This window comes from Sphingomonas sp. (assembly GCF_036677245.1).
Lineage (GTDB): Bacteria > Pseudomonadota > Alphaproteobacteria > Sphingomonadales > Sphingomonadaceae > Allosphingosinicella.
Genome location: NZ_JAKFCG010000104.1, coordinates 1 through 22,557 on the forward strand (window position 1 = coordinate 1; position 22,557 = coordinate 22,557).

Below are 22,557 nucleotides of genomic sequence, written 5' to 3' on the forward strand. Positions count from 1 at the left end.
ATAAGTGCCCTCTACTATTCCGCGACCTACATATAGGATATAACGTCCATTATGATCAAAGTACTCCGCTCTGTCGTTGTCGGTCGCCACGACTGGATAATCGACTTGTCGGAGGATTTTGCCGAACACCGTCGTACGCAGATCGTTGCCAACAAGGACATAGCAATGCGGGCCGCATCTTTGCGGGGGTTTCCCGTGTAGGGGGCTGAACGGGCTAAGTGCTCCTGCGCAGCTGAGGATTGCAAAGACGATCGGTTTCACCGTCGATCCCGTTAGTTCACCCATTCTTCTATCCTTTGTGATGCCTATATGTCTCTCAGGCAAGCTGTATCGAATCCGTTATGGTTGATTGCCTACGGACTACGCATATTGGTAAATGAAGGGGTAAACCATTAACTACGATGGCGCGGCTTCGAACGATGCCGGCCCAATTGTGAGCGTGCTGAATGCGAGAAGTAGCGCCGCGATCCTCAAGACGATCCTGAGCGAAGCAGCGAACGCGATGTGGGTTGAGCCGGCGGGCGGGAAGGCCCGCGTCGAGCAGCGCACCCAATAGGCCTCTCTCATAGCCGCCCGAGGCCTCGATGCCGACCGCACCGAGCTTACGCCCGGCGAGCCGCTTGATCAGCTCGGCCCAACCAGCATCGTCATTGTCGACCTTGAAACACTCGCGGTCGGGCAAAATCACGACATCCAAGGTCAGCTTCGACACATCGATGCCGACAAACTCCTCAACTTGTGCCATCTTCTACTCCCTGCCTTGCGTGTGCGGGCTTGAACCCTCGCAACCGTACGGGTTGGTGAAGAAGCGGCCGGAGCACCTAGCTCCCCCGCGGTCTCCAATCCTTGGGGGACACGGGCTTCCGGCCGCTGCAGGCGGTTCCGCGCGCGGAACCGCCTGCATCACACCTCCTGCCACAAATCGAAGATACAAGGGGGACCGCGTAGCGGTGGAGGGGCCTTTCACGAAATGCCCCTCCACCACCCTGCGGGTGGTCCCACTCCCCTGCAAATGCAGGGGAGGAATGGATGATTTTTACAGCGTCCCATCCACGGGAGGGGAAGTTCAGGCGAACCGTTCCCGCAGCGCCATCATCGCCAGCGCGGCCTTGGCGGCTTCGCCGCCCTTGTCCTTCTCGTCGCGGCGGGCACGGGCGAGCGCCTGGGCTTCATTCTCGACGGTGAGGATGCCGTTGCCGATCGCGAGCCCGTCGAGGCTGAGCGCCATCAGGCCGCGCGCGCTTTCGCCGGCGACGATCTCGAAATGATAGGTCTCGCCGCGGATCACGACGCCGAGCGCGACGAAGGCGTCGTAGCGGCCGGTCTGCGCCGCAAGCGCGATCGCGGCCGGAATCTCGAGCGCGCCGGGCACGGTGATCGTCTCATGGCCGTGCCGCTCTTCCTCGAGCGCAAGGCGCGCGCCTTCGAGCAGCAGGTCGTTGAGATGATCGTAGAAGCGCGCCTCGACGATCAGCACCCGGGCCATGTCATTCCTCCAGCGGGATCGGGCGTTCGCCGACGATCTTGAGACCATAGCCGCCGAGCGCGACCGGCGTGTGGTGGCTGTTGGTCAGCAGCACCATGTCGTGGACCCCGAGCGCGGCGAGGATCTGCGCGCCGATGCCGTAATCGCGCAGCGCCTCCATGTCGGGCGCCTCGACCCTGCCGGAACGGATGTTGACCGCCTTGGAGATGGCATCGGGCAAGGTGCGGTTGATCACCACGATGACGCCGGAGCCTTCCTCGCCGATGATCTTCATCGCGCCCTGCATCAGCCCGGTCCGGGCATCGCGCTCGCCGAACGCGTCGGCGAACAGGCTGAGCGCGTGCATCCGCACCAGCACCGGCTTGGTCGGATCGATCTTGCCCTTGACCAGCGCGACCTGTTCGTTGCCGAGCGCCTTGTTGAGGAAGCATTTCGCGGTCCAGGTGCCGCCCCACCGGCTTTCGAACTCCGCCTCGGTGGTCTGCTCGACGAGATGGTCCTTACGCAGCCGATAGGCGATCAGGTCGCGGATGGTGCCGATCTTGAGGCCGTGGAGCTGCGCGAAGGCGACGAGATCGTCCATCCGCGCCATCGTCCCATCCTCGCGCATGATCTCGCAGATCACGCCCGACGGGTTCAATCCGGCGAGGCGGGCGACGTCGACCGCAGCCTCGGTATGGCCGGCGCGGATCAGGACGCCGCCGTCCTTGGCGACCAATGGGAAGACATGGCCGGGGGTGACGATATGCTCGGGGCCTTTTGCGGCGTCGATCGCCACCGCGATGGTGCGCGCGCGGTCGCCCGCGGAAATGCCGGTGGTGACGCCGTCGCGCGCCTCGATCGACGTCGTGAAGGCGGTTTCGTGGCGGGTGCCGTTCTGGCGCGCCATCAGCGGCAGGCCGAGCTGGTCGACTCGCGCCTTGGTGAGCGCCAGGCAGATCAGCCCGCGGCCATGCTTGGCCATGAAGTTGATCGCGTCCGGAGTCGCCATTTGCGCCGGGATGACGAGATCGCCCTCATTCTCGCGATCCTCGTCGTCGGCGAGGATGAACATGCGCCCGTTGCGCGCCTCGTCGATCAGTTCCTCGGGACTGGAGAGAAAGCTCCGATCGTTCATCGCCGCAACTCCATCATCCGGCCAAGATAGCGGGCGAGCACGTCAATCTCTATGTTCAGTTTGCGCCCGGGTGCGATCGCCGAGAGATTGCTCTGCTGCGCGGTGTGCGGGATGATGTTGATCGCAAAGCGCACGCCATCGGACAGATTCTCGACCTCGTTGACGGTCAGCGACACGCCATCGAGCGCGATCGAGCCCTTGGTGGCAATATAGGGCGCGACCTCATCGCCGGCGACGATCGTCAGCTTGGTCGAACCGCCGACCTCGAGCACGCCTTCGACCTCGCCGATGCCGTCGACATGGCCGGTGACGATATGGCCGCCGAGCTCGTCGCCGACTTTCAGCGCGCGCTCGAGATTGAGCCGCGCGCCCGGCGCCCACATTCCGGGCGCGGTGCGGGCGACCGATTCGGCCGAGACGTCGACGGCGAACCAGTCGTCGCCCTTGTCGACCACCGTCAGGCAGACGCCCGAGCAGGCGATCGAGGCGCCGAGCTCGACACCGGCCATGTCGTAGCCGCAGCCGATGCGCAGGCGAAGATCGCCGCGCTGCTCGGCAGCCTCGATCCGGCCGATTTCGGTGACTATGCCTGTGAACATCAGCTTTCGCGGCCCCTCCGGCGGCGCTCGTAGACGTCCCGCCGGTCGATGCCAAGCGCGCGCGAATCGACGCACTCCCACCGCCCGTGCGCCTCGCCGAGCAGATGCAGGCCGATGTCGCCGACCGCGCCCTTGCCTTCGCCGATCACGATCGGCGCGCGATAGACCAGTAGCCGGTCGACCAGATCGGCGGCGAGGAACGCGGCCGCCGCTCGGGCGCCGCCTTCGACCAGCAATTCGTTGACGTCGGTCAGCGCCGCGATCGCCTCGGGCGATGCGATCCGCACCCACCCGTCCGGCGCTTCGCCGCGGGTCAGCAGCGCGCGGTGCGGCGAGCGGTCCTCGAGCCCCTCGGCGCGGACGTTGAGCGCAGGATCGTCGGCCTCATAGGTGCCGCGCCCGACCAGGATCATGTCGGCAAAGGCGCGATGGATGTGTGCGTCGGCGCGCGCTTCGGGGCCGGTGATCCAGCGGCTCTGGCCGGACGGCAAGGCGATCTTGCCGTCGATCGACATCGCCAGCTTCAACGTGACGTGCGGACGGCCGAGGCGATGGCGGGTGATGAAGCCGGCGAGCATGCGCTCCGCTTCCTCGGCGCACACTCCCGATACGACCTCGATTCCCGCGGCGCGAAGCAGGTCGAAGCCGCGGCCGTCGGTGCGGGGGTCGGGATCTCCGACCGCTGCCACCAGCCGCGCGATCCCCGCCTCAGCGAGCAGCGGCGCGCAGGCCGGTCCACGCTCGCTCGCATGGGCGCAGGGTTCGAGCGTCACATAAGCGGTGGCGCCGCGCGCCCGTTCGCCGGCTTGCTCGAGCGCGACCGCCTCGGCGTGCGGGCGCCCGCCGCGCTGGGTCCAGCCCTCGCCGACCGCTTCGCCGTCCTTGACGATCACGCAGCCGACATGGGGATTGGGAGCGGTAAGGCCGCGGCCGCGCTCGCTGAGCGCAAGCGCGGCGGCCATCCACTGCTGGTCGCTCATTCCATCCCGAGCGAACGGGCGAGCGCCTTGAACTGGCGCTGGCGCTCGCGGACGCGTGCTTCGTACGCAGCCTTGTCCTTTTGCTGCTGGGCGATGATCTCGGCGTCGGTGCGGTCGAGGCTCCAGCTCTGGACGTAGATGATCCGCTCGGTCTTGGGCTGGTTGAAGCCGGCATTATAGGCGAACAGCAGCACCATTCCTGCCGGCATCAGGATCGCCAGCAGCGCGGCGATATTCTCGTGGCGGCTGCGCTGCTTCATCATCGCGCGCAAGTCGGACAGCAGGGCCTTGGGAGAGGAAGGACGGGGGAGCGGCATCCCCGAAAGATAGGGGCGCCGCGAGGCGAGCGCCAGCCCCGTCCCTGCTCCGTCTTCACCGGCCGCGTCGCCGATCGCAGAGATGCGACGGCTAGCGTTCAAGCTGGAAGCGAACCGTCATCACCTTGACGCTCTCGACCGCGCTTCCGTCGAGCGTCGCCGGCTTGAACCGCCATTGCCGCAGCGCGTGGCGCTGCGTGACCTCAAAAAATGCGTCGCTCGCGGCGGCGACTTTCTCGACCGACACGACCCGGCCGTCGGCCCCGATCCGCACCCTGACCTTGACGATTCCTTCATTGCCGGCGCGCTGCTCCGACAGGGGATAGGGAGGCTGCAGCCGATCGGCGAAACGGGGATCGACCTGGGCCTCCATCCGGACCGGCTCGATCATCGGCTTCGGCGGTTCGGCGGGCGGATCGAACGTCTGCGGCACGATCACATTGTCGAACGGATTGGCGATGGCGGGGGGATCGATGCGGTCGATCCGCACCAGCGGGTCGACGGCCGGCAGTGGCGGTTGCTCCACCTTCTTCTGCGGCATTTGCCTGTCGCGCTGCGGTGGCGGATCGACCGGGTCCGGGACGAAGAAAACGTGGGTGCGGACGATCTTCGGCACGACGAAATCGGCCTTGGCCAAGGCCAGCGCCGTGATTGCCGCGGCATGCGCCGCGATCACGATCGTCAATTGCGCCGGGTGGACTCTTTTGGGCTCGAAAAAACCTCCCTGGGTCATGTCACTCTCCTTACTGCCTGGCCTTCTGCTTGGGGCAGCACGGATGATATTATATATCGTAATGTTATACTATACCCTTCGACGCGTCGCCGAATGAAGGTGAAGTGGTGCGCTAGACCCTTTGAATCGGGCTCTAAGAAGCCGCCGCGCGCAGCCTTGCGACGCTCTGGTCCTTGCCGATCAGCCGCACCAAAGTCGCCATCTCCGGACCGCTGTCGCGGCCGGTGAGCGCCTGGCGCAGCGGCAGGAACAGGGATTTGCCCGTTCGGCCGCTCGCCTGCTTGAGCGCGCCGGTCAGCGCGGCCCACGGGTTTTCCGCCCAATCCATGCGTTCGGCGATCTCGGCGGCCTGCGCCAGCAACGGCCGATCCTGCTCGGCCGCGCGATGCGCCACCGGTCCCTGGACGATGCTCCACCAGATGGCCGCCTCGCCGACGCTCGCGAGGTTCGGGCGGATCGCCGCCCAGGCCTCGGCGCCCATGCCGGCCGGCAGGCGCGGCGCGACCGACTCATAATCGAGCTGGTGGATGATGCGCGCGTTCAACCCCGCGAGCTCCTCCATGTCGAAGCGCGCCGGCGCGCGGCCGAAGGTCGCGAAATCGAAGCTCTCGATCAGCGGCGCCGGAGCGGTGACCGGCTCGACCGGCAGGCTGGTGCCGATCCGGGCGAGCTTGGCGAGCAGGGCGATCGGCTCGATGCCGGCGTCGCGGAGCGCATCGGCGCCAAGCGAGCCCAGGCGCTTCGACAATTTGCCTTCGGAGCCGACCAGCAACGCCTCGTGCGCGAAGGCCAGCGGCGCCGCGCCGAGCGCCTCGAACATCTGGATCTGGAGCGCCGTGTTGGTGACATGATCCTCGCCGCGCACGACGTGGGTGACATGCATGTCGATGTCGTCGACCACGCTCGGCAGCATATAGAGCCAGCTGCCGTCCTCGCGCCGCACCACCGGATCGGAGAGCAAGGCCGGGTCGAAATGCTGCGGGCCGCGGATCAGATCGTCCCATTCGATCGAGGAGCCGGTGTCGAGCTTGAAGCGCCAGTGCGGCCGCCGGCCTTCGGCCTCGAGACGCGCGATCTCGGCGGGATCGAGGTGCAAAGCAGCGCGGTCGTAAACCGGCGGCTTGCCGCGCCCGAGCTGCACCTTGCGCTTGAGGTCGAGTTCCTGCGCGCTCTCATAGGCAGGATAGACTCTCCCGGCGGCGTGCAACGTCGCGAGCGCCGCCTCGTAGCGCGCGAAGCGGTCGGATTGGCGATGCTCCTCGTCCGGCAGGAGGCCGAGCCAGGCGAGATCGTCACGGATCGATTGCGCATTCTCCTCGCTCGAGCGTTCGCGGTCGGTGTCATCGAGGCGCAGGATGAACTTGCCGCCGTTGCGGCGCGCCCACAGCCAATTGTGGAGCGCGGTGCGGATGTTGCCGACGTGGAGGCGGCCGGTAGGCGAGGGCGCGAAGCGGGCGACGACGGTCATGAAGCTTTGGACTCTGGTTGAACGGAAGCGCGGTTCACCGGGTCGGACCGCACCGGCCGGCTCGCCCTTGGCTCTAGGCACGAAGCGCCCGGTCGGCAACGCCTCTTGCCGCTTCGCCTCGTCGGCGGTTAAAGGGCGCGCGCGCCTTTTCGGCGGCAGGCTCGGTCCGCCCCGGGGAGGGCGCGCGAGCATGAAATCCGGAACCGCGGGGGGTTCCGCCGGTACGATCGCACCGCCACGGGAGCAGCATTTCGATGAAATTGATGACCGGCAATTCGAACCTTCCGCTCGCGAAGAGCATCGCCGCTTACCTCGAGCTGCCGATCACCGATGCCAGCGTCCGGCGCTTCGCCGACGAGGAAGTGTTCGTCGAGATCAACGAGAATGTCCGTGGCGAGGACGTGTTCGTGATCCAGTCGACCGGCTATCCGGCCAACGACAATCTGATGGAGCTGCTGATCTGCATCGACGCGCTCAAGCGTGCGTCGGCCAAGCGCATCACTGCGGTCGTTCCTTATTTCGGCTATGCCCGGCAGGACCGCAAACCGGGGCCGCGCACGCCGATCTCGGCCAAGCTGGTCGCCAATCTGATCACCGTCGCCGGCGCAGACCGCGTGCTCTCGGTCGATCTCCACGCCGGCCAGATCCAGGGCTTTTTCGACATCCCGACCGACAATCTTTACGCCGCGCCGGTGATGTCGGCCGACATCCAGGCGCGCTTCAGCGGCCGGCCGATCACGGTCGTCTCGCCCGACGTGGGCGGCGTGGTGCGCGCCCGCGCGCTCGCCAAGCGGCTCGACAATGCGCCGCTGGCGATCGTCGACAAGCGCCGCGAGCGGCCGGGCGAATCGGAAGTGATGAACATCATCGGCGATGTCGCAGGCCGCTTCTGCATCCTCGTCGACGACATCGTCGATTCGGCGGGCACGCTCGCCAATGCCGCCGACGCGCTGAAGCAAAGCGGCGCCGAGGATGTGGTCGCTTATTGCACGCACGGCGTGCTCTCGGGCGCTGCGGTATCGCGGGTCGACAATTCGGCGCTGCGCGAGCTGGTGATCACCGATTCGATCGGCGCCCAGGCCGAAGCCATAGCGAGCGGCAAAATCCGCCTGCTGACGATCGCGCCGTTGCTCGCCGAAGCGATCCGCCGCATCGCTGACGAGAGTTCGGTCTCGAGCTTGTTCGACTAATCTGAGTTCCTCCCCGGTACGGGGAGGTGGCGCGCGTAGCGCGACGGAGGGGCTGGCAGGTCTAGATTAGCGCAGCCCCTCCACCGCTTCGCGGTCCCCCTCCCCGTACCGGGGAGGATCAGAAGATCCCGAGGAACTTCTTCTTTTGCTTGGGCTCTTCCACGGTCGTCGGCTTGCCGCTGCCGATCCCCTTGACCTTGCCGCCGTCGCGCTCGTGCTGCCGATTGGCGCGCGCGCCGGCGAGCACCGGGCCGCAGGCGGTGTTCTCGGCATTGCCCGGATCGACGAACGCGAGGATTCCGGCGAGCGGGCTGGCGAGCACGCTGAGCCCCAGGCCGACGCCGGCGCGGGTGAGCAGCTCGCCGCTGATCGGATCGATCGTCGGCGCCGCGAAATAGCCGCCGACGCCGATCGGCGATTGCCCGGAGAGCAGGCTGAAGGTCTTGGCATCGGCCTCGACCGCGAGATCGAGCCCCTCGGTCTTGAAGCTGAAGCCGCCGCGCCCGCCGATGACGTTCTTCTTGGTGTCGATCAGGATCGGATCGGCCGCGGCGATGCCGTCGCGCACCGTGAAGGCGATCAGGCCGCAATTGATGTGGACCGGGTCCTTGAGCTTCTTCTCGAACATCTTCTGGACGAACGTGCCGATGTCGAGCTCGGCGAGCTGGACGTTGCGCGTCCAGAAGGTGCCGGCGGGCATGATCACGGCGATGCGGCCGTTCGACGAGGCGAGCGATTTGTGCACCGAATCGCCGACGCCGCGCATTTGCACTCTCGCCTTGATCATGCCGGTCGTGCCCGATTCCTCGGCGCCGAACTTGGCAAGCAGCCGCCCCATCGGCGTCGGCGACAGGCGAATGTCGTAATCGGTGATGACCTGCGGCACTCGCGCGTTGATCGAGATGTCCGAGGCAAGGTGGCCGCCGGAGATATCGAAGGTCAGCGGCGACAATTTGAGCAGCGCGCGATCGAGATCGAGCGTCAGCGCGATGTTCGAAATCGGAAAATTGTCCATCCGGACGGTGGTGACTCGATAATCGACATGGGCGTCGAAATTCTTGATCGCTTCGGCGCGCAGCGGCGCATCCGGGAGTATCCGCGGCCGGCCGCCGTCCTGGACGATCGCGCCCTTGGCGCCCATCGCGTCGAGCCGCTGCGGATTATAGCCGACCCAGGGCCCGACATCGATGATGTCGAGCACGCGCGAGCGAAGGTCGGCGTCGATGTTCAGCCGGTTCGACGGCATCGAAATGGTCATCGCGCCGGCCAGGTCGCTGTCGCCGAACACGCCACGCATGCCGGTGAAGCGCCAATCGCCGCCGCGCTTGGTGAGGTTCGAGGTCAGCCGGTAGCGGCGCGTGTCGGGCACGGCGACGCCGAGAAAATCGAACAAGGAGGCGAGATTGGGCCCGCGCACCTGCGTCTTGAGCGCGGCGCCCTCGATATCGGTCGCGCCGCGCAAGGTGCCGCTGACGTCGAGCACATTGCCCGCCGCCTGGGCGTGAAGCGAGAGCTTGTTGCGGCCGCCCGCGACCGTCTCGTTGGGCGACATCAGGCTGCCCGACAGGGTGAACGGCCGTTGGCGCATCGTGCCGCCGCCGGCGAAGCGGATCTCGTTGTCGAGGCGCGTATTAGTCGCGCGCACCGTGTCGATCTTGATATCGGCGACGAACTGCATCTGCGGCGCGCGATAGCGGACCGTCGTCCCGGCGACGAAGGCGCGGCGGATGACCGGCATCTCGAACGGCGCGGCCTTCTTGTTGGGATCGCCCATCGTCCAGGTGTTGCGCGTCCCCGTCCGATCCCATTCGAGATCGATGTTGCCGTTGAGCAGGTTGAGCCAATTGACGCGGCGGTTGCCGAAGATCAGCGGGATCGTCGCGATATTGGTGTCGATGACCTTCGATTCGAAGAAGTTCTTGCGCGTCGCCCAGGCGGGATTCGAGATCGTCAGCCCCTCGGCATAGAATTTGACGTCGATCGGGTTGAGGAAGAGCTGGAAATCGCCGGCGACATCGACCGTGCGCTGCGTCTGGTTGCTGGCGATGCGCTCGAAATAGGGCTTCAGAAACCGGCCCTTGGTGATGAACAAGATCGCCCACGCAAGAATGACCAGCCCGATGATCGTCGCGACGATCGACAGGCCGATGCCAAGCAGATTCGAGCCCAGCTCCCTTCGGCGCCGGACTTGTTGCTGGGGATGATCTTCGCCAACAGCTTCGTACATTGCGTCAACAACCCCCAAGGCGGCGGGCGGGTTCCTGTTGGCCCCTATGCTCTTGTCCCGCTGCGCGGGACCCGCACCGGCCCACTCCCCCACCCGGCCTACCAATCCATGATAACTTGTTGGGAGGTCGGGTGGGGGAGTGGGTCGGTGCAGCCTGTCAGGCGAAGCCTGACCTAACAAGGCAACCCTCCCTCCCTTGCCTTCGCGGGCCCTGCGGCTTATAGGGCCACGCTTTCCAGCTCATGGAAGAAGTGAACTGCCCGGCCGTAAGGGCTGCCGTGGCCGTTCTTAAACGTCGCGCGCAAGCGCGCAGAGGAGACGAAAATGCCCAAGTTGAAGACCAAGAGCGGCGTCAAGAAACGCTTCAAGCTCACTGCCACGGGCAAGGTCAAGCATGGTGTCGCCGGCAAGCGCCACCGCCTGATCAGCCACAATGCCAAATATATCCGCCAGAACCGCGGCACGACCGTCCTGTCCGATGCGGACACCAAGACGATCAAGCTGTGGGCCCCTTACGGCCTGAGATAGGAGGAGGGACGAAATGGCACGTGTCAAACGCGGGACGACAACCAAGACCCGCCACAAGAGACTGTTGGATCAGGCGAAGGGCTATTACGGCCGCCGCAAGAACACGATCCGCATCGCGCGTCAGGCGGTCGAAAAGGCCGGCCAATATGCGTATCGCGACCGCAAGGTCAAAAAGCGCAGCTTCCGCGCGCTTTGGATCCAACGCATCAATGCCGCGGTTCGCGCCGAAGGCCTCACTTATGGCCAGTTCATGCACGGGCTGAAGCTCGCCGGCGTCGATCTCGACCGCAAGGTGCTGGCCGACATTGCGATGCACGAGGGCGACGCCTTCCGTGCGATCATCGCCCAGTCGCGCAGCGCGCTTCCGGCCGAAGCCTGAGCCAAAACGCCCGAAACCGGGCCCGAGACAAGAAGGCGCGGGAGGCATGGCTCTTCCGCGCCTTTCTTTTCGCGCCTTTGCTTTTTCAGCCAAGGCTTGCTTAAGGGCATTCATGTCCGATCGTGAACTCCAGGCCCATCTCCAAAATGTCTGACCTCGACAAAATGCCAGGCCTCGAGAAAATGAGCGCCGACTGGCTTGCGCGCATCGCCGCCGCCGGCGATCTCGCCGCGCTCGAGGCCGAGCGGGTCGCGGCGCTCGGCAAGCAAGGCGCGGTGACGGCCCTGCTCAAGACTCTTGGCGGCATGACGCCGGACGAGCGCCAGCGGGAGGGGCCGCGCATCCACGCGCTGCGCGAGGGCGTCACCGAGGCAATCGCCGCGCGCAAGGCCGCGCTCGAAGCCGCGGAGCTCGAACGGCGCCTCGCCACCGAGATGCTCGACATGAGCCTGCCGGTCACGACCGGCGCGCAAGGGTCGGTCCATCCGGTCAGCCAGGTGATGGACGAGCTTGCCGAAATCTTCGCCGATCTCGGCTTCTCGGTCGCGACCGGGCCCGAGATCGAGGACGATTGGCACAATTTCACCGCGCTCAACATCCCCGAGACGCACCCCGCACGGGCGATGCACGACACATTCTACTTCGACCGTCTCGATGCCGAAGGCCGGCGCATGCTGCTGCGCACGCACACCTCGCCGGTGCAGATCCGCACGATGATGAGCCAGAAGCCGCCGATCCGCATCATCGCGCCGGGCCGCACCTATCGTTCCGATTCGGATGCGACCCACACGCCGATGTTCCACCAAGTCGAAGGGCTGGTGATCGACCGCGGCATCCACATGGGCCATCTCAAATGGACGCTCGAGACGTTCCTCAAGGCCTATTTCGAGCGTGACGACATCGTGCTGCGCCTGCGGCCGAGCTATTTCCCGTTCACCGAGCCCTCGGCCGAGGTCGACGTCGGCTACAGCATCGAAAAGGGCCGTCGCGTGATCGGCGGGTCGGACGGGTGGATGGAGGTGCTCGGCTCGGGAATGGTCCATCCCAAGGTGATCGCCGCCTGCGGGCTCGATCCCGACGAATGGCAGGGATTCGCGTTCGGCTGCGGCATCGACCGGCTGGCGATGCTCAAATATGGGATGGACGATCTGCGCGCCTTCTTCGACGGCGATCTGCGCTGGCTGCGCCACTATGGCTTCGCGGCGCTCGACGTGCCGACCCTGAGCGGGGGCGTCGGCGCATGAAGTTCACCCTGAGCTGGCTGCGCGAGCATCTCGACAGCGATGCCAGCCTCGAGACGATCGTCGAAACCCTGACGCGGGTCGGGCTCGAGGTCGAATCGGTCGCCAATCCGGCCGACGCGCTCGCGCCGTTCACGATCGCGCGCGTGCTCAGCGCCGAGCGCCACCCCCAGGCCGACAAGTTGCAGGTGCTGAGCGTCGACACCGGGCATGGGCCGCCGCTGCAGGTGGTCTGCGGCGCCCCCAATGCGCGCGCGGGCCTCAAGGGCGTGTTCGGCCCGCCCGGCGCCTATGTCCCGGGCAGCGACCTCATCTTGAAGGTCGCCGCGATCCGCGGCGTCGAGAGCCACGGCATGATGTGCTCGGTGCGCGAGCTCCAGCTCGGCGAGGAGCATGACGGCATCATCGAGCTGGCCGAGGATGCGCCGGTCGGCGCCGCTTATGCGGGCTGGGCGGGGCTCGACGACCCGGTCATCGAGGTTGCCGTCACGCCCAATCGACCCGACGCGATGGGCGTATACGGCATCGCGCGCGATCTTGCCGCCGCTGGCCTCGGCGGGTTGAAGCCGCTCGCCGTTCCGCAGATCGCCGGCAGCTTCCCCTGCCCGGTCGAAATCCGCACCGACGACCCGCAGGGCTGCCCCGCCTTGTTCGGGCGCGTGGTTCGCGGCGTGCGCAACGGCCCCTCGCCGGCCTGGCTGCAGCAGCGCCTCAAGGCGGTCGGCCAGCGCCCGATCAGCGCCCTGGTCGACATGACCAATTATCTGATGCTGAGCTATGCGCGGCCGCTCCACGTCTACGACCTCGCCAAGCTCCAGGGCGCGCTGACCGCGCGCAAGGCGCGCGACGGCGAGGAAGTGCTCGCCCTCAACGGCAAGACTTATCGGCTCGACCCCGAGATCACGGTCATCGCCGACGATGCCGCGGTCCACGACATCGGCGGGATCATGGGCGGCGAGCATAGCGGCGTCACCGAGGAGACGACCGACATCGTCATCGAATGCGCCTATTTCGATCCCGAGAGCATCGCGCGCACCGGCCAGAAGCTCGGCCTGGTGTCCGACGCGCGAATGCGCTTCGAGCGCGGCGTCGATCCCGCCTTCGTCGATCCGGGGCTGGCGCTCGCCACCGGCCTGGCGATCGAGCTCGCCGGCGGCGAAGCCTCCGAAGTGGTTCGTGCCGGAAGCCCGCCGCGCCCCGAAAAGATGGTGGCTTATGCGCCCGGCCGCACCGCGGCGCTTGCCGGGGTCGCGGTGGAGCCCGAGCGGCAGCAGGCGATCCTCGCGAGCCTCGGCTTTGGCGTCGAAGGTGGCGAGAGCTGGCAGGTGCGGGTCCCGACCTGGCGTCCCGACGTCGACGGCAGCGCCGACATCGTCGAGGAGGTGGTCCGCATCCACGGCCTCGACAAGGTGCCGTCGACTCCGCTGCCGCGCATCGCCGGCGTCGCCAAGCCGACCGCCACGCCCGAGCAGAAGCTCGAGCGCAAGGTCCGCCGCACCGCCGCCGCGCGCGGCCTCAACGAAGCGGTGACGTGGAGCTTCATCGCCGAGCAGGAAGCCGCCCCGTTCGGCGGCGCCGCCTGGCGGCTCGCCAATCCGATCAGCGAGGAGATGAAGGCGATGCGGCCGTCGCTGCTCCCCGGCCTGCTCGCCGCGGCACGCCGCAACATTGCGCGCGGCGCCGACAGCGTCAGGCTGTTCGAGGTCGGCCGCCGCTACCTCGACGACGGCGAGCATGCGACCTTGGGCCTCGTCCTCGCCGGCGAGCGCGAAGCGCGCGACTGGCGGAGCGGCAAGGCGGTGCGGTTCGATGCGCTCGACGCCAAGGCCGAGACGATCGCCCTGCTCGAGGCGGCAGGCGCGCCGGTCGCCAGCCTCCAGGTCGCGAACCAGGCTTCGGCCATCTATCATCCGGGCCGCTCGGCCCGATTGACGCTTGGACCGAAGACGGTGCTTGCCGAGTTCGGCGAGCTCCACCCGGCAACCTTGGCCGCGTTCGACGTCCAGGGCCCCATCGTCGCCGCCGAAATCTTCCTCGACGCGATACCGGGCAAGCGCGCGTCGGGCCATCGCCGCGCGGCTTACGCGCCGCCGGCGCTGCAGGCGGTGACTCGCGACTTCGCCTTCCTGCTGCCGCAGGCGACCTCCGCCGATGCACTGCTGCGCGCGGTGCGCGGCGCCGACAAGGCGGCGATCGCCGAGGTCAGCCTGTTCGACGTCTTCACCGGCGACGGCGTGCCCGAGGGGCAGAAGTCGCTGGCGGTCGAAGTCCTGCTCCAGCCGGGCGAGAAGAGCTTCACCGACCAGGAGCTGCAGGCGATATCCGAGAGAATCGTCGCTGCCGCGGCCAAGCTGGGAGCGCAGCTTCGTGCCTGATGACGCCAAGCCCCCGTTCGCGCGCGTCTCGCTGATCGGCCTTGGCCTGATCGGCTCCTCGATCGCGCGCGCGGTGCGCGAGACGATGGCGGACGTGCATCTCACCGGCTTCGATGCCGATACGGGCGTGCGCGAGCGCGCGCGCGCGCTCGGCTTCGCCGATGCGATCGCGGAGAGTGCCGCCGACGCGGTCGCCGAAGCGGATCTCGTCATCCTGTGCGTGCCGGTCGGAAGCATGGCGGCAGCCGCATCGGCGATCGCCGGCGCGCTACCGGCGGACGCGGTGGTCAGCGACGTCGGCTCGTCCAAGGCAAGTGTCGCGGCGACGTTGCGCGAGGCGCTGCCGAACGCGACGATCGTTCCAGCCCACCCGGTCGCAGGCACCGAGAACAGCGGACCCGAGGCGGGCTTCGCGAGCCTGTTCCAGGGCCGCTGGTGCATCCTCACGCCCGACGCCGAGGCCGATCCGCAGGCGGTCGAGCGGCTCCAGGATTTCTGGACGCGGATGGGCGCCAAGGTCGAGCGGATGGACGCCAAGCACCACGACATGGTGCTCGCCGTCACCAGCCACCTGCCGCATCTGATCGCGTTCACGATCGTCGGTACCGCGTCGGACCTCGAGGGCGTCACCGAGAGCGAAGTGATCAAATATTCGGCCGGCGGCTTCCGCGACTTCACCCGCATCGCCGCGTCGGACCCGACGATGTGGCGCGACATCTTCCTCACCAACCGCGATGCGGTGCTCGACATGCTGCAGCGCTTCTCGGAGGATCTGAGCCTGCTCCAGCGCGCGATCCGGTGGGGCGAAGGCGACACCTTGTTCGATCTGTTCACCCGCACCCGCGCGATCCGGCGCAGCATCATCGAGCAGGGCCAGGACGATGCCCGGCCCGATTTCGGGCGGAAGCACTCTTAGAGCATTGCGCGAAAAGGCGGGAACCGGCTTTTCGCAGAAGCAATGCGGTATCAAACGGTTCTAGAGCAGGCTGTTAATCGCAGCCTGCTCTAGAAAATTCATTGAGCGGAGGTTCTAATCCTCCAGCGCGTTGATCCCGGCATGCACCCGCGCCTCGATCTCCTCGCGCGGGAGGCCCGGCGGAATCGGCTCCCCGAAGCGGATCGTGACGATGCCGCGGCGCTTGACGAACCCCTTTCGCGGCCACAGCCGGCCGCTGTCGAGCGCGACCGGCACGACCGGCAGGTCGAGCGAGCGGTAAAGGCCGGCAAAGCCCGCCTGGAGCGGCGGCTTCTCGCCCGGCGCGACGCGCGTTCCTTCGGGAAAGATCAGGATCGGGCGGTCGGCGGCAAGGGCGGCGCGCGCCGCATTCAGCATCCGGCGCAGCGCCCCCGGTCCGCCGGCGCGGTCGACCGGGATGACGCCATAGCGCCGCGCCGCATAGCCCCAGCCCGGCAGGTCGCTGAGCTCGCGCTTGAGCACGACCGCCGGCTTGTCGAGCAGCAGCACGAGCGCGGTCGTCTCGAAGATCGACTGATGCTTCGACGCGACCAGGGTCGGCGTCCGCGGCACGACGCCCTCAACGTTCGTCCTTATGCGGAGCAACAGCCGCGAGCAGAGGCGGTGGTAGCGCGCCCAGCCCAAAGCGACCGTCGTCAGCGGTTCGCGTCCGAGCGGCGCGACCAGCACCGCGGTCAGCACCGCGAGCGCCGAGCCCGGATAGAAAAGGATCGCGAACAGCAGCGAGCGGACGAAATTCATCAGACGCCGATCAGGATCGCGGCGCGGCGCAGCAGATATTTGTTATATTCGGTGAACAGCTGCCGGAACTTGGGATCGCTCGGGATCGCATCCTCGAGGATCTCGATGCCGCTGCCGGCGCGCCGCGACAGCTCGAAGCTGGCGCGCGGCATGTGCCAGTCGGTCGTCACCAGCCGCACCGTCTTGAACCGGTGCCGCTGCAGCCAGCGCGCGGTTTCCTCGGCGTTGGAACGCGTGTCGACGGATTCGCGGCCGAGGTCGATGCAGCAGCGGAACAGCTTCGGGTCGCGCCCCGTCTGGACCGCGAGCTCGACCGGCCTGACGGTCCTGGCGACACCAGAGATCAGCATCCGCCGCGCGCGTCCCTTTTCGAGCAGATCGAGGCCGCGGTCGATCCTGCCGGCGGCGCCGGTGAGGACGACGATCGCATCGGTCCGCCGCTCGTCGGCGGCGCGCGGCAGGACGAGCACGAACACCGCATAGCCAAGCGCGTAGACGAGCAGGAACAGGGCAACGATCCGGCTGATCACAGCATCCGCCCCAGCGCGCGCAGGATCGTCAGCCGCGCGACCAGCATCGCCAGCACGACGCCGGCCGCGGGCAGCGCGATCAGGATCAGCCACGACGTGACCGGAAGCCCCGCGGAGCCGAGCAGCTCCGAGCCGAGCGCGCCGACGCGGTTGCCGATCACGATCAGCACCAGCGCCGCCGCCGCAAGCCCGATGAAGCCGCCGAACAAGGCATCGAGCGCGATTCGCCGCTGGAACAGCCGCGCAGTCTGAATGTCGGTCGCGCCCATCAGGTGGAGCACCTCGATCGTGCCGCGGTGCGTATCGAGCGCGGCGCGCGCCGCCAGCACCACGGTCGCCGCGGTGGCGCCGGTCATCAGCACCACCAGTCCGGTCGCGAGCCATTGCAGCGCGTCGATCAGCTTGGCGAGCGGCGCGAGCCATTGCGCATTGTCGTCGACCCGCGCCGACGGCGCCACGTCGAGCACCGCAGCGCGGATCACGTCGAGCCGGCGATAGGCCTCGGGGCTGAGATCGACGTCGATCATCACCGGGATCGGCAGATCGGCATCGAGCCCGCCCTGGCCGAGCCACGGCTCGAGCAATTTCTCCATCTCGCTGGGCTCGATCCGCCGGATCGCCTGGACGCCAGCGAGGCGGCGCAGCTCGGAGATTGCGATCTTCGCCTGGGCATCGCGGAAATCGGGGTTGGCTTCGACGATCTGGATGGTGATGCGGTTGCCGATGCTGACGTCAAGGCTTCGCGCCGCGTTGCGCAGCCCGAGCCCGGCGGCCGCGGCGAGCACGGTCAGAAACATCATGATCGCGATCACCCACGGCATCGGGCCGGCGAGCCGGCCTTCGGGCAGCAAGCGGCGGTCGGCCGCGCCGAGCTTGCGGCCGAAACGGTGGATGTTCGCCTTCATGCGGTCGGCCGTCGCGGCGGGTTGCGGAGCGCGCCGGTCGGATCGGCAAGCTGGCCGCGATCGAGCCGCAGCATCTCCGACTGCGCCACCCGCGCGATCAGATGGACGTCGTGCGTCGCCACCACCACGGTCGTGCCGAGCTTGTTGAGCGCGTCGAACAAATGGAGCAGCCGTTTGGCCATTTCCGGATCGACGTTGCCGGTCGGCTCGTCAGCGACCAGCAGCTCGGGTCGCGCGATCACCGCGCGCGCGATCGCAACCCGCTGCTGCTCGCCGCCCGACAGGGTGGCCGGCCGCGCGCTCGAGCGGTCGCCGAGCCCGACCCAGTTGAGCATCTCGCGGACCGGGGTCTCGAGGTCGCGGTCGTCGACGCCGGCGACGCGCAGCGGCAGCGCGACATTGTCGAACGCCGAAAGATGGCGGACGAGGCGGAAATCCTGGAACACGACGCCGATCCGGCGCCTGAAGCCGGGCAGGCGCTTGCGCGGCATCGTCACGATATCCTCGCCGAACAGCCGAATGAGGCCGCGGCTCGGGCGCTGCGCGAGGTAAAGCAGCTTGAGCAACGACGTCTTGCCCGCGCCGGACGGTCCGGTCAGGAAATAGAATCCGCCCTCGCGCAGCGTGAACGTCAGGTCCGACAGCGTTTCCGCGCCGGTGCCGTAACGCAGCCCCACGTTTTCGAATTGAACAATGCTGCCCGACGCGACGAGACCCTCCTCCGCTCCTGCCCCATGCGCAGCAATGGCATGGCGCAAGCCGTTCCGTAAAGCGCCAGACCCGGCCCATTATGGCATTTGCTTGCATGGCGAGACTCACTCGTGTTTAGAATCGGCACGACAATTTATCCGGGCGATGCCACGCAATGATCCTGTCCTGTCCCGCCTGCCGCACCCGTTACGTCGTTCCCGACAGCGCCGTTGGGCCAACCGGCCGGCAGGTGCGGTGCGCGCAGTGCAAGAACAGCTGGTTCCAGGAACCGCCCTCACGCGCCGTCGAGGGGGCGTCGAGCGGCGCAGCCCCAATCGCGGGCCACGCTGGGGCACGCGCGACGAACGCAGCTCGTGCGGCCGCATCCCCCGCTGGCCAAGCCACCACAGCGCGTGCCGCTCCGGCTGCAGCGGCGCAGGCCGCAGCGCCGCGGGTGCGGCCGAGCGCGCCACTGGCGCCCCCCTCTCCCCCGGCGTCTCCCGCTCCGGCGGCAGCGCCCGCGCCGCCCGAACCGGCTCCGGTTGCCGAGGAGGAGACGGCACAGGCCGCCGCCGAGGCGCAGGCGCCTTTTGCTCCCTATCCGGCGGCCGCCGATTATCCCGAAGCCGGCGATTATGGCTATGCCGACGAGCAGCCGTTCCGGGGCCGCCGCAATCCGGCGCGCTTGTGGACGGCAATCGCGATCGCGGCGGCCGTGATCATGCTCGCGGCAGCGGCGGCGATTTCCTATTTCGGCCTGCCGGTGCTCGGCCGCAGCGCGCTCGATAAGGGCGCGAGCGCGCTGACCCTCGAGGTCACGCGCAAGCCGACGCGGCAGCAGATGGAAAGCGGCAACGAGCTGCTCGCCATTTCGGGGCGGATCTACAATCCGACCGACGAGGTGCAGCGCGTGCCGCAAATCCAGGCGGTGCTGAGCGACGCGCAGGGCCGGGTCGTCTTCAACTGGTCGATCTCGGCGCCCGTCTCGCGCCTCAACCCCGGCCAGAGCGCGACGTTCAACAGCGCCGAGGTCGACGTGCCGCGCGGCGCCAAGGCCCTCAACCTGCGCTTCGGGCCGCCCTCTTAGAACAGGCTTCTACGCCGACCGGACGATCACGCTCTCAGCACGAGCAGCAGCCGCGCGAAGTGCAGCAAGGCGACCGCGACCATGCCGGCGCCGGCCGCATAGATGAGGCCGTCGGCGCCCCAGCCTGAGCGCACCAGCCACCAGCCCAGGCCGCCGGTAATCAGGAAAAATCCGATGATGCCGTTGATCCCGGCCCAGATCTGCTCGCCAAGCGAGCGCAAGGCATAGCTCAGCACATATTGGACGCCGTCGAACAGCATGAACGGCGCCATCAGAACCAGCATGTGCGCCGCGAGCGCGAGGACGCTCGGATCGTCGGAAAAGGGCAGCATCAGCCAAGGTGCGCTGAGCGCGAACAGCAGTGAAAGCGTCCCGAGCACGACCACCGCGAGCAGCCCCGCGATCAAGGTCCGCGGCCAGGCGACGGCAAGATCGCCTTCGCCGACCGCATTGCCGACCCGGACGCCGGCCGCCGATCCGAAGCCCATCGCCAGCGCGAACACCAGATTGTGGATCGAGAGCATCGCCTGGAACGCCGCGGCGGTGACGACCCCGAGCTGGGTCGAGAGCGCGATCAGCCACGAGAATCCCGCCAGCTCGAGCGCCGCGGCGATCGCCGGGACCAGCCCGAACCAGGCAAGCCGCGGAACCCCGGCCGCGGCGCGGGCGAGCGCCGGGCGCGAGACGTCGCGCACGCGCCGCTCCCCGGCATGCGGCAAGGTCCAGCAGCAGAGGAGCATCGCCACCGCGCCCATCGCCGAGACGGTCGACGTCGCAAGCGCGGCCCCGACCGCGCCGCGCGCGGGAAAGCCGAGATGGCCGCCGACCCACGCCCAGGCGAGGATGGCGTTGACCAGCAGCATCGCCAGATTGACGGTCATCACGCGGCGCGGGCGACTGATGCCTTCGAGAAAGTAGGACGCCGCGGCGAGCGCGAACTGGAACGGATAAGCGAGCGCCATCGCGCGCACCACCGCCGCGCCCGGCCCGACCAGCTCCGGTGCGACGCCGATGACGCGCAGCATCGGCTCGGCGGCGCCGATCAGCAGCGCCAGGCAGAGCAGCCCGACGATCAGCCCCATCAGCACGCCCGAGCGCAATATGTCGCCGGTCTCCGCGAGCCGGCGCGCGCCATCGGCTCGGGCCGTGAACACGAGCACGCCCGACAATGAGGCCAGCCCCATGACGATGGTGATGAAGGTCAAGGTTCGGCTCGCGGCGAGCGCGCCGAGCTCGGTCGTCCCGGCGTGGCCGACCATCGCCACGTCGATCAGATGCATCAAGGTCCAGTTGAGGCTGGTGAGCATGATCGGCCAGGCGAGCCGCATGATCCGCCGCGTCTCGGCGATTATCTCTGGCGTGTCCGGGCGGTTGTAGGGCATCCGCCTCGCGGATAGACCAGCATGGTCAATGCGCAAGGGGGGCGGCAATGCGGATCGGTATCCTGACCGGCGGGGGCGACGTGCCGGGCCTCAACCCGTGCATCCGCTCGGTCACCCTCTCCGCCGACGATCTCGGCTGGGAGGTGGTCGGCTTCCGCCGCGGCTGGCAGGGCTTTCTCGAGATCGACCCGGCCGATCCGGCCTCGATCACGGCCAACAGCGTGCCACTGACCCGCGAGAGCGTGCGCGGCATCGATCGGATGGGCGGCACCATCCTCCACACGTCGCGCACCGATCCGCGCACCCACCAGGCGACCGACAAGACCGGCCAGGTGCTCGACGTGCTCGACAAGCTCGGCATCGACGCGATGGTGACGCTCGGCGGCGACGGCACGTTGCGCTTCTCGGCGCACCTCTCGCGGCTCGGCGTGCCGGTGATCTCGATCCCCAAGACGATGGACAATGACGTCCACGGCACCGATTATTGCATCGGCTTCGCGACCGCGGTCAGCCGCTCGGTCGAGGCGATCAACGCGCTGCGCACGACGGTCGAGAGCCATGAGCGGATCGGTATCGTCGAGCTATTCGGAAGGCGCAGTGGCGAAACCGCCTTGCTCGCCGGCTTCCTCGCCCAGGTCGATCGCACCGTCATCGCCGAGGTTCCGGCCGATCTCGACCTGCTGCTGCCGCTGCTCGCCGCCGACAAGGCCGGCAGCGCCGCGCGCTACGCGATGTGCGTCATCTCCGAAGGCGCGACGATCAAGGGCGAGGCCGAAGGCGATGACGACGAAAGGTCGAGCCCGGCAAGCGAGCGCGACGACATCAGCATCAGCCGGCGCCTCGGCAAGGCGATCGGCGAGCGGCTCGGCGCGGGCACGGTGATCCAGGAGCTCGCCTATCTGATGCGCGCCGGCGAGCCCGATGCGCTGGACCGGATGGTCGGCTTCGCATTCGGCGGGCTGGCGGTGCAGCTTCTCCAGCGCGGGCAGGCCGGCGTGATGCTGGCGTTGATCGACGGCAAATACGGCCACGTCCCGATCGGCACCCTCGAGACCGGCACCAAATCGGTCGACGTCACCGCGCTCTACGAGCCTGCCACCTACCGCGCGAAGCTGACGCGGGCCGAAGGCATGCCGATGTTTCTTTATTGAGGCGCGGAGCGGCCGAAACCACAGGCCAAGCGCCATTGCGTCGGCAAGGGTGCCTTGCTAGAGGCGCACTCCTGCCAGGGGCACGGCGTGCCGAGCCCTGACCGCCGGCTAGTCCCGGCGGCATCAAATGTGCGGTCGTGGCGGAACTGGTAGACGCGCAACGTTGAGGTCGTTGTGGGCGAAAGCCCGTGGAAGTTCGAGTCTTCTCGACCGCACCAATTGTCTTCGAATCAAAGACTATTCCCCGAAAGGGGCAGGCACTCATTGCCCTGCTCATGTCCGCGCGTGGCCGGCCGATCCTCTGACGCCGCCGGAATGATGCCGAGAGTGGATTCCGCATCGGCTTCGCCACCTCAAGGTCCCTTGGCAGGAGCGACCGGACGGCCGATGAGGCGTGCCATGGGACCACTTCGCCTCGTCACCTGTGCCGTCGCCCTGCTGCTCGGCGGCGGCGA

23 protein-coding genes, 1 tRNA gene and 1 pseudogene are annotated in these 22,557 nt (G+C 67.6%); 10 read left to right on the top strand and 15 right to left on the bottom strand.

All coding sequences use genetic code 11. The features are described from left to right. The 9 genes from V6M48_RS11250 to gltX all read right to left on the bottom strand — a co-directional run. Window positions 1-285: hypothetical protein (locus V6M48_RS11250; RefSeq protein WP_332812635.1), on the bottom strand; the 285-nt coding region annotated here is incomplete at its 3' end. Window positions 286-316: 31 nt separating this feature from the next. Then, window positions 317-745 (bottom strand): IS110 family transposase, encoded by a 429-nt coding sequence (locus V6M48_RS11255; protein WP_332812636.1) that lies wholly within the window; start codon window positions 743-745, stop codon window positions 317-319. 321 nt (window positions 746-1,066) lie between these two features. After that, a complete protein-coding gene (gene ribH / locus V6M48_RS11260) occupies window positions 1,067-1,486 on the bottom strand; it encodes a 6,7-dimethyl-8-ribityllumazine synthase (RefSeq protein WP_332812637.1) in 420 nt (139 codons plus the stop codon). Window position 1,487: 1 nt separating this feature from the next. Next, window positions 1,488-2,603 carry a 3,4-dihydroxy-2-butanone-4-phosphate synthase gene (ribB, locus tag V6M48_RS11265; protein WP_332812638.1) on the bottom strand — a complete coding sequence of 372 codons (1,116 nt, stop codon included), beginning with the start codon at window positions 2,601-2,603 and terminating at the stop codon, window positions 1,488-1,490. Continuing rightward, entirely contained in the window at window positions 2,600-3,202 is a 603-nt protein-coding gene (locus V6M48_RS11270; protein WP_332812639.1) for a riboflavin synthase, read from the bottom strand. The genes ribB and V6M48_RS11270 overlap by 4 nt, the downstream gene beginning before the upstream one ends. Further along, a complete protein-coding gene (gene ribD / locus V6M48_RS11275; protein WP_332812640.1) occupies window positions 3,202-4,182 on the bottom strand; it encodes a bifunctional diaminohydroxyphosphoribosylaminopyrimidine deaminase/5-amino-6-(5-phosphoribosylamino)uracil reductase RibD in 981 nt (326 codons plus the stop codon). Before ribD ends, V6M48_RS11270 begins: the two co-directional genes overlap by 1 nt. After that, on the bottom strand, window positions 4,179-4,601 hold the full coding sequence (locus V6M48_RS11280) for a hypothetical protein (RefSeq protein WP_332812641.1): 423 nt from the start codon (window positions 4,599-4,601) through the stop codon (window positions 4,179-4,181). Before V6M48_RS11280 ends, ribD begins: the two co-directional genes overlap by 4 nt. Continuing rightward, entirely contained in the window at window positions 4,591-5,232 is a 642-nt protein-coding gene (locus tag V6M48_RS11285; RefSeq protein ID WP_332812642.1) for an energy transducer TonB, read from the bottom strand. The genes V6M48_RS11280 and V6M48_RS11285 overlap by 11 nt, the downstream gene beginning before the upstream one ends. Before the next feature lie 133 nt (window positions 5,233-5,365). Next, window positions 5,366-6,700, bottom strand: a complete 1,335-nt coding sequence (gltX, locus tag V6M48_RS11290; RefSeq protein WP_332812643.1) for a glutamate--tRNA ligase — start codon at window positions 6,698-6,700, stop codon at window positions 5,366-5,368. Window positions 6,701-6,954: 254 nt separating this feature from the next. On the opposite strand from gltX, the gene V6M48_RS11295 reads away from it, so the two are divergent. Next, complete coding sequence (locus V6M48_RS11295) at window positions 6,955-7,890, top strand: ribose-phosphate pyrophosphokinase (RefSeq protein WP_332812644.1); 936 nt, start codon at window positions 6,955-6,957, stop codon at window positions 7,888-7,890. Window positions 7,891-8,008: 118 nt separating this feature from the next. On the opposite strand, the gene V6M48_RS11300 is transcribed toward V6M48_RS11295, so the two are convergent. Beyond that, window positions 8,009-10,117 (bottom strand): AsmA family protein, encoded by a 2,109-nt coding sequence (locus tag V6M48_RS11300; protein WP_332812645.1) that lies wholly within the window; start codon window positions 10,115-10,117, stop codon window positions 8,009-8,011. A 324-nt stretch (window positions 10,118-10,441) separates the two neighbouring features. Between V6M48_RS11300 and rpmI the strand changes: the two genes are divergently transcribed. From rpmI to V6M48_RS11325, 5 genes are all read left to right on the top strand, one after another. Further along, window positions 10,442-10,645 (top strand): 50S ribosomal protein L35, encoded by a 204-nt coding sequence (gene rpmI, locus V6M48_RS11305; RefSeq protein ID WP_332812646.1) that lies wholly within the window; start codon window positions 10,442-10,444, stop codon window positions 10,643-10,645. A 13-nt stretch (window positions 10,646-10,658) separates the two neighbouring features. After that, window positions 10,659-11,024 (top strand): 50S ribosomal protein L20, encoded by a 366-nt coding sequence (gene rplT, locus V6M48_RS11310; protein WP_332812647.1) that lies wholly within the window; start codon window positions 10,659-10,661, stop codon window positions 11,022-11,024. A gap of 182 nt (window positions 11,025-11,206) precedes the next feature. Beyond that, complete coding sequence (pheS, locus tag V6M48_RS11315; RefSeq protein ID WP_332812648.1) at window positions 11,207-12,268, top strand: phenylalanine--tRNA ligase subunit alpha; 1,062 nt, start codon at window positions 11,207-11,209, stop codon at window positions 12,266-12,268. Continuing rightward, on the top strand, window positions 12,265-14,640 hold the full coding sequence (pheT, locus tag V6M48_RS11320) for a phenylalanine--tRNA ligase subunit beta (RefSeq protein WP_332812649.1): 2,376 nt from the start codon (window positions 12,265-12,267) through the stop codon (window positions 14,638-14,640). The genes pheS and pheT overlap by 4 nt, the downstream gene beginning before the upstream one ends. Then, complete coding sequence (locus V6M48_RS11325; protein ID WP_332812650.1) at window positions 14,633-15,556, top strand: prephenate/arogenate dehydrogenase family protein; 924 nt, start codon at window positions 14,633-14,635, stop codon at window positions 15,554-15,556. The genes pheT and V6M48_RS11325 overlap by 8 nt, the downstream gene beginning before the upstream one ends. Before the next feature lie 114 nt (window positions 15,557-15,670). On the opposite strand, the gene V6M48_RS11330 is transcribed toward V6M48_RS11325, so the two are convergent. From V6M48_RS11330 to ftsE, 4 genes are read right to left on the bottom strand one after another with little or no spacing between them, the layout of a single operon-like run. Then, window positions 15,671-16,357: a lysophospholipid acyltransferase family protein gene (locus V6M48_RS11330; protein ID WP_332812651.1), complete on the bottom strand. Its 687-nt coding sequence runs from the start codon at window positions 16,355-16,357 to the stop codon at window positions 15,671-15,673. After that, window positions 16,357-16,887, bottom strand: coding sequence for a YdcF family protein (locus tag V6M48_RS11335; RefSeq protein ID WP_332812652.1), 531 nt, complete (start codon window positions 16,885-16,887; stop codon window positions 16,357-16,359). Before V6M48_RS11335 ends, V6M48_RS11330 begins: the two co-directional genes overlap by 1 nt. Then, window positions 16,884-17,792 (bottom strand): cell division protein FtsX, encoded by a 909-nt coding sequence (locus V6M48_RS11340; RefSeq protein WP_332812653.1) that lies wholly within the window; start codon window positions 17,790-17,792, stop codon window positions 16,884-16,886. The genes V6M48_RS11335 and V6M48_RS11340 overlap by 4 nt, the downstream gene beginning before the upstream one ends. Continuing rightward, on the bottom strand, window positions 17,789-18,550 hold the full coding sequence (ftsE, locus tag V6M48_RS11345) for a cell division ATP-binding protein FtsE (RefSeq protein ID WP_443019101.1): 762 nt from the start codon (window positions 18,548-18,550) through the stop codon (window positions 17,789-17,791). The genes V6M48_RS11340 and ftsE overlap by 4 nt, the downstream gene beginning before the upstream one ends. A 107-nt stretch (window positions 18,551-18,657) precedes the next feature. Here ftsE and V6M48_RS11350 point away from each other — a divergent pair. Both V6M48_RS11350 and V6M48_RS11355 read left to right on the top strand, forming a co-directional pair. Further along, a pseudogene (locus tag V6M48_RS11350) lies at window positions 18,658-18,753 on the top strand (MJ0042-type zinc finger domain-containing protein); the annotation flags it as partial. A 183-nt stretch (window positions 18,754-18,936) separates the two neighbouring features. Next, window positions 18,937-19,569, top strand: coding sequence for an FxLYD domain-containing protein (locus V6M48_RS11355; RefSeq protein ID WP_332812657.1), 633 nt, complete (start codon window positions 18,937-18,939; stop codon window positions 19,567-19,569). Window positions 19,570-19,595: 26 nt separating this feature from the next. Here V6M48_RS11355 and V6M48_RS11360 read toward each other — a convergent pair whose 3' ends face one another. Continuing rightward, window positions 19,596-20,951, bottom strand: a complete 1,356-nt coding sequence (locus V6M48_RS11360; RefSeq protein ID WP_332812654.1) for an MATE family efflux transporter — start codon at window positions 20,949-20,951, stop codon at window positions 19,596-19,598. 47 nt (window positions 20,952-20,998) lie between these two features. On the opposite strand from V6M48_RS11360, the gene V6M48_RS11365 reads away from it, so the two are divergent. After that, window positions 20,999-22,102, top strand: coding sequence for a 6-phosphofructokinase (locus tag V6M48_RS11365; protein ID WP_332812655.1), 1,104 nt, complete (start codon window positions 20,999-21,001; stop codon window positions 22,100-22,102). Window positions 22,103-22,233: 131 nt separating this feature from the next. Continuing rightward, window positions 22,234-22,320, top strand: a tRNA-Leu gene (locus V6M48_RS11370). The last annotated feature ends 237 nt before the right edge of the window (window positions 22,321-22,557 follow it).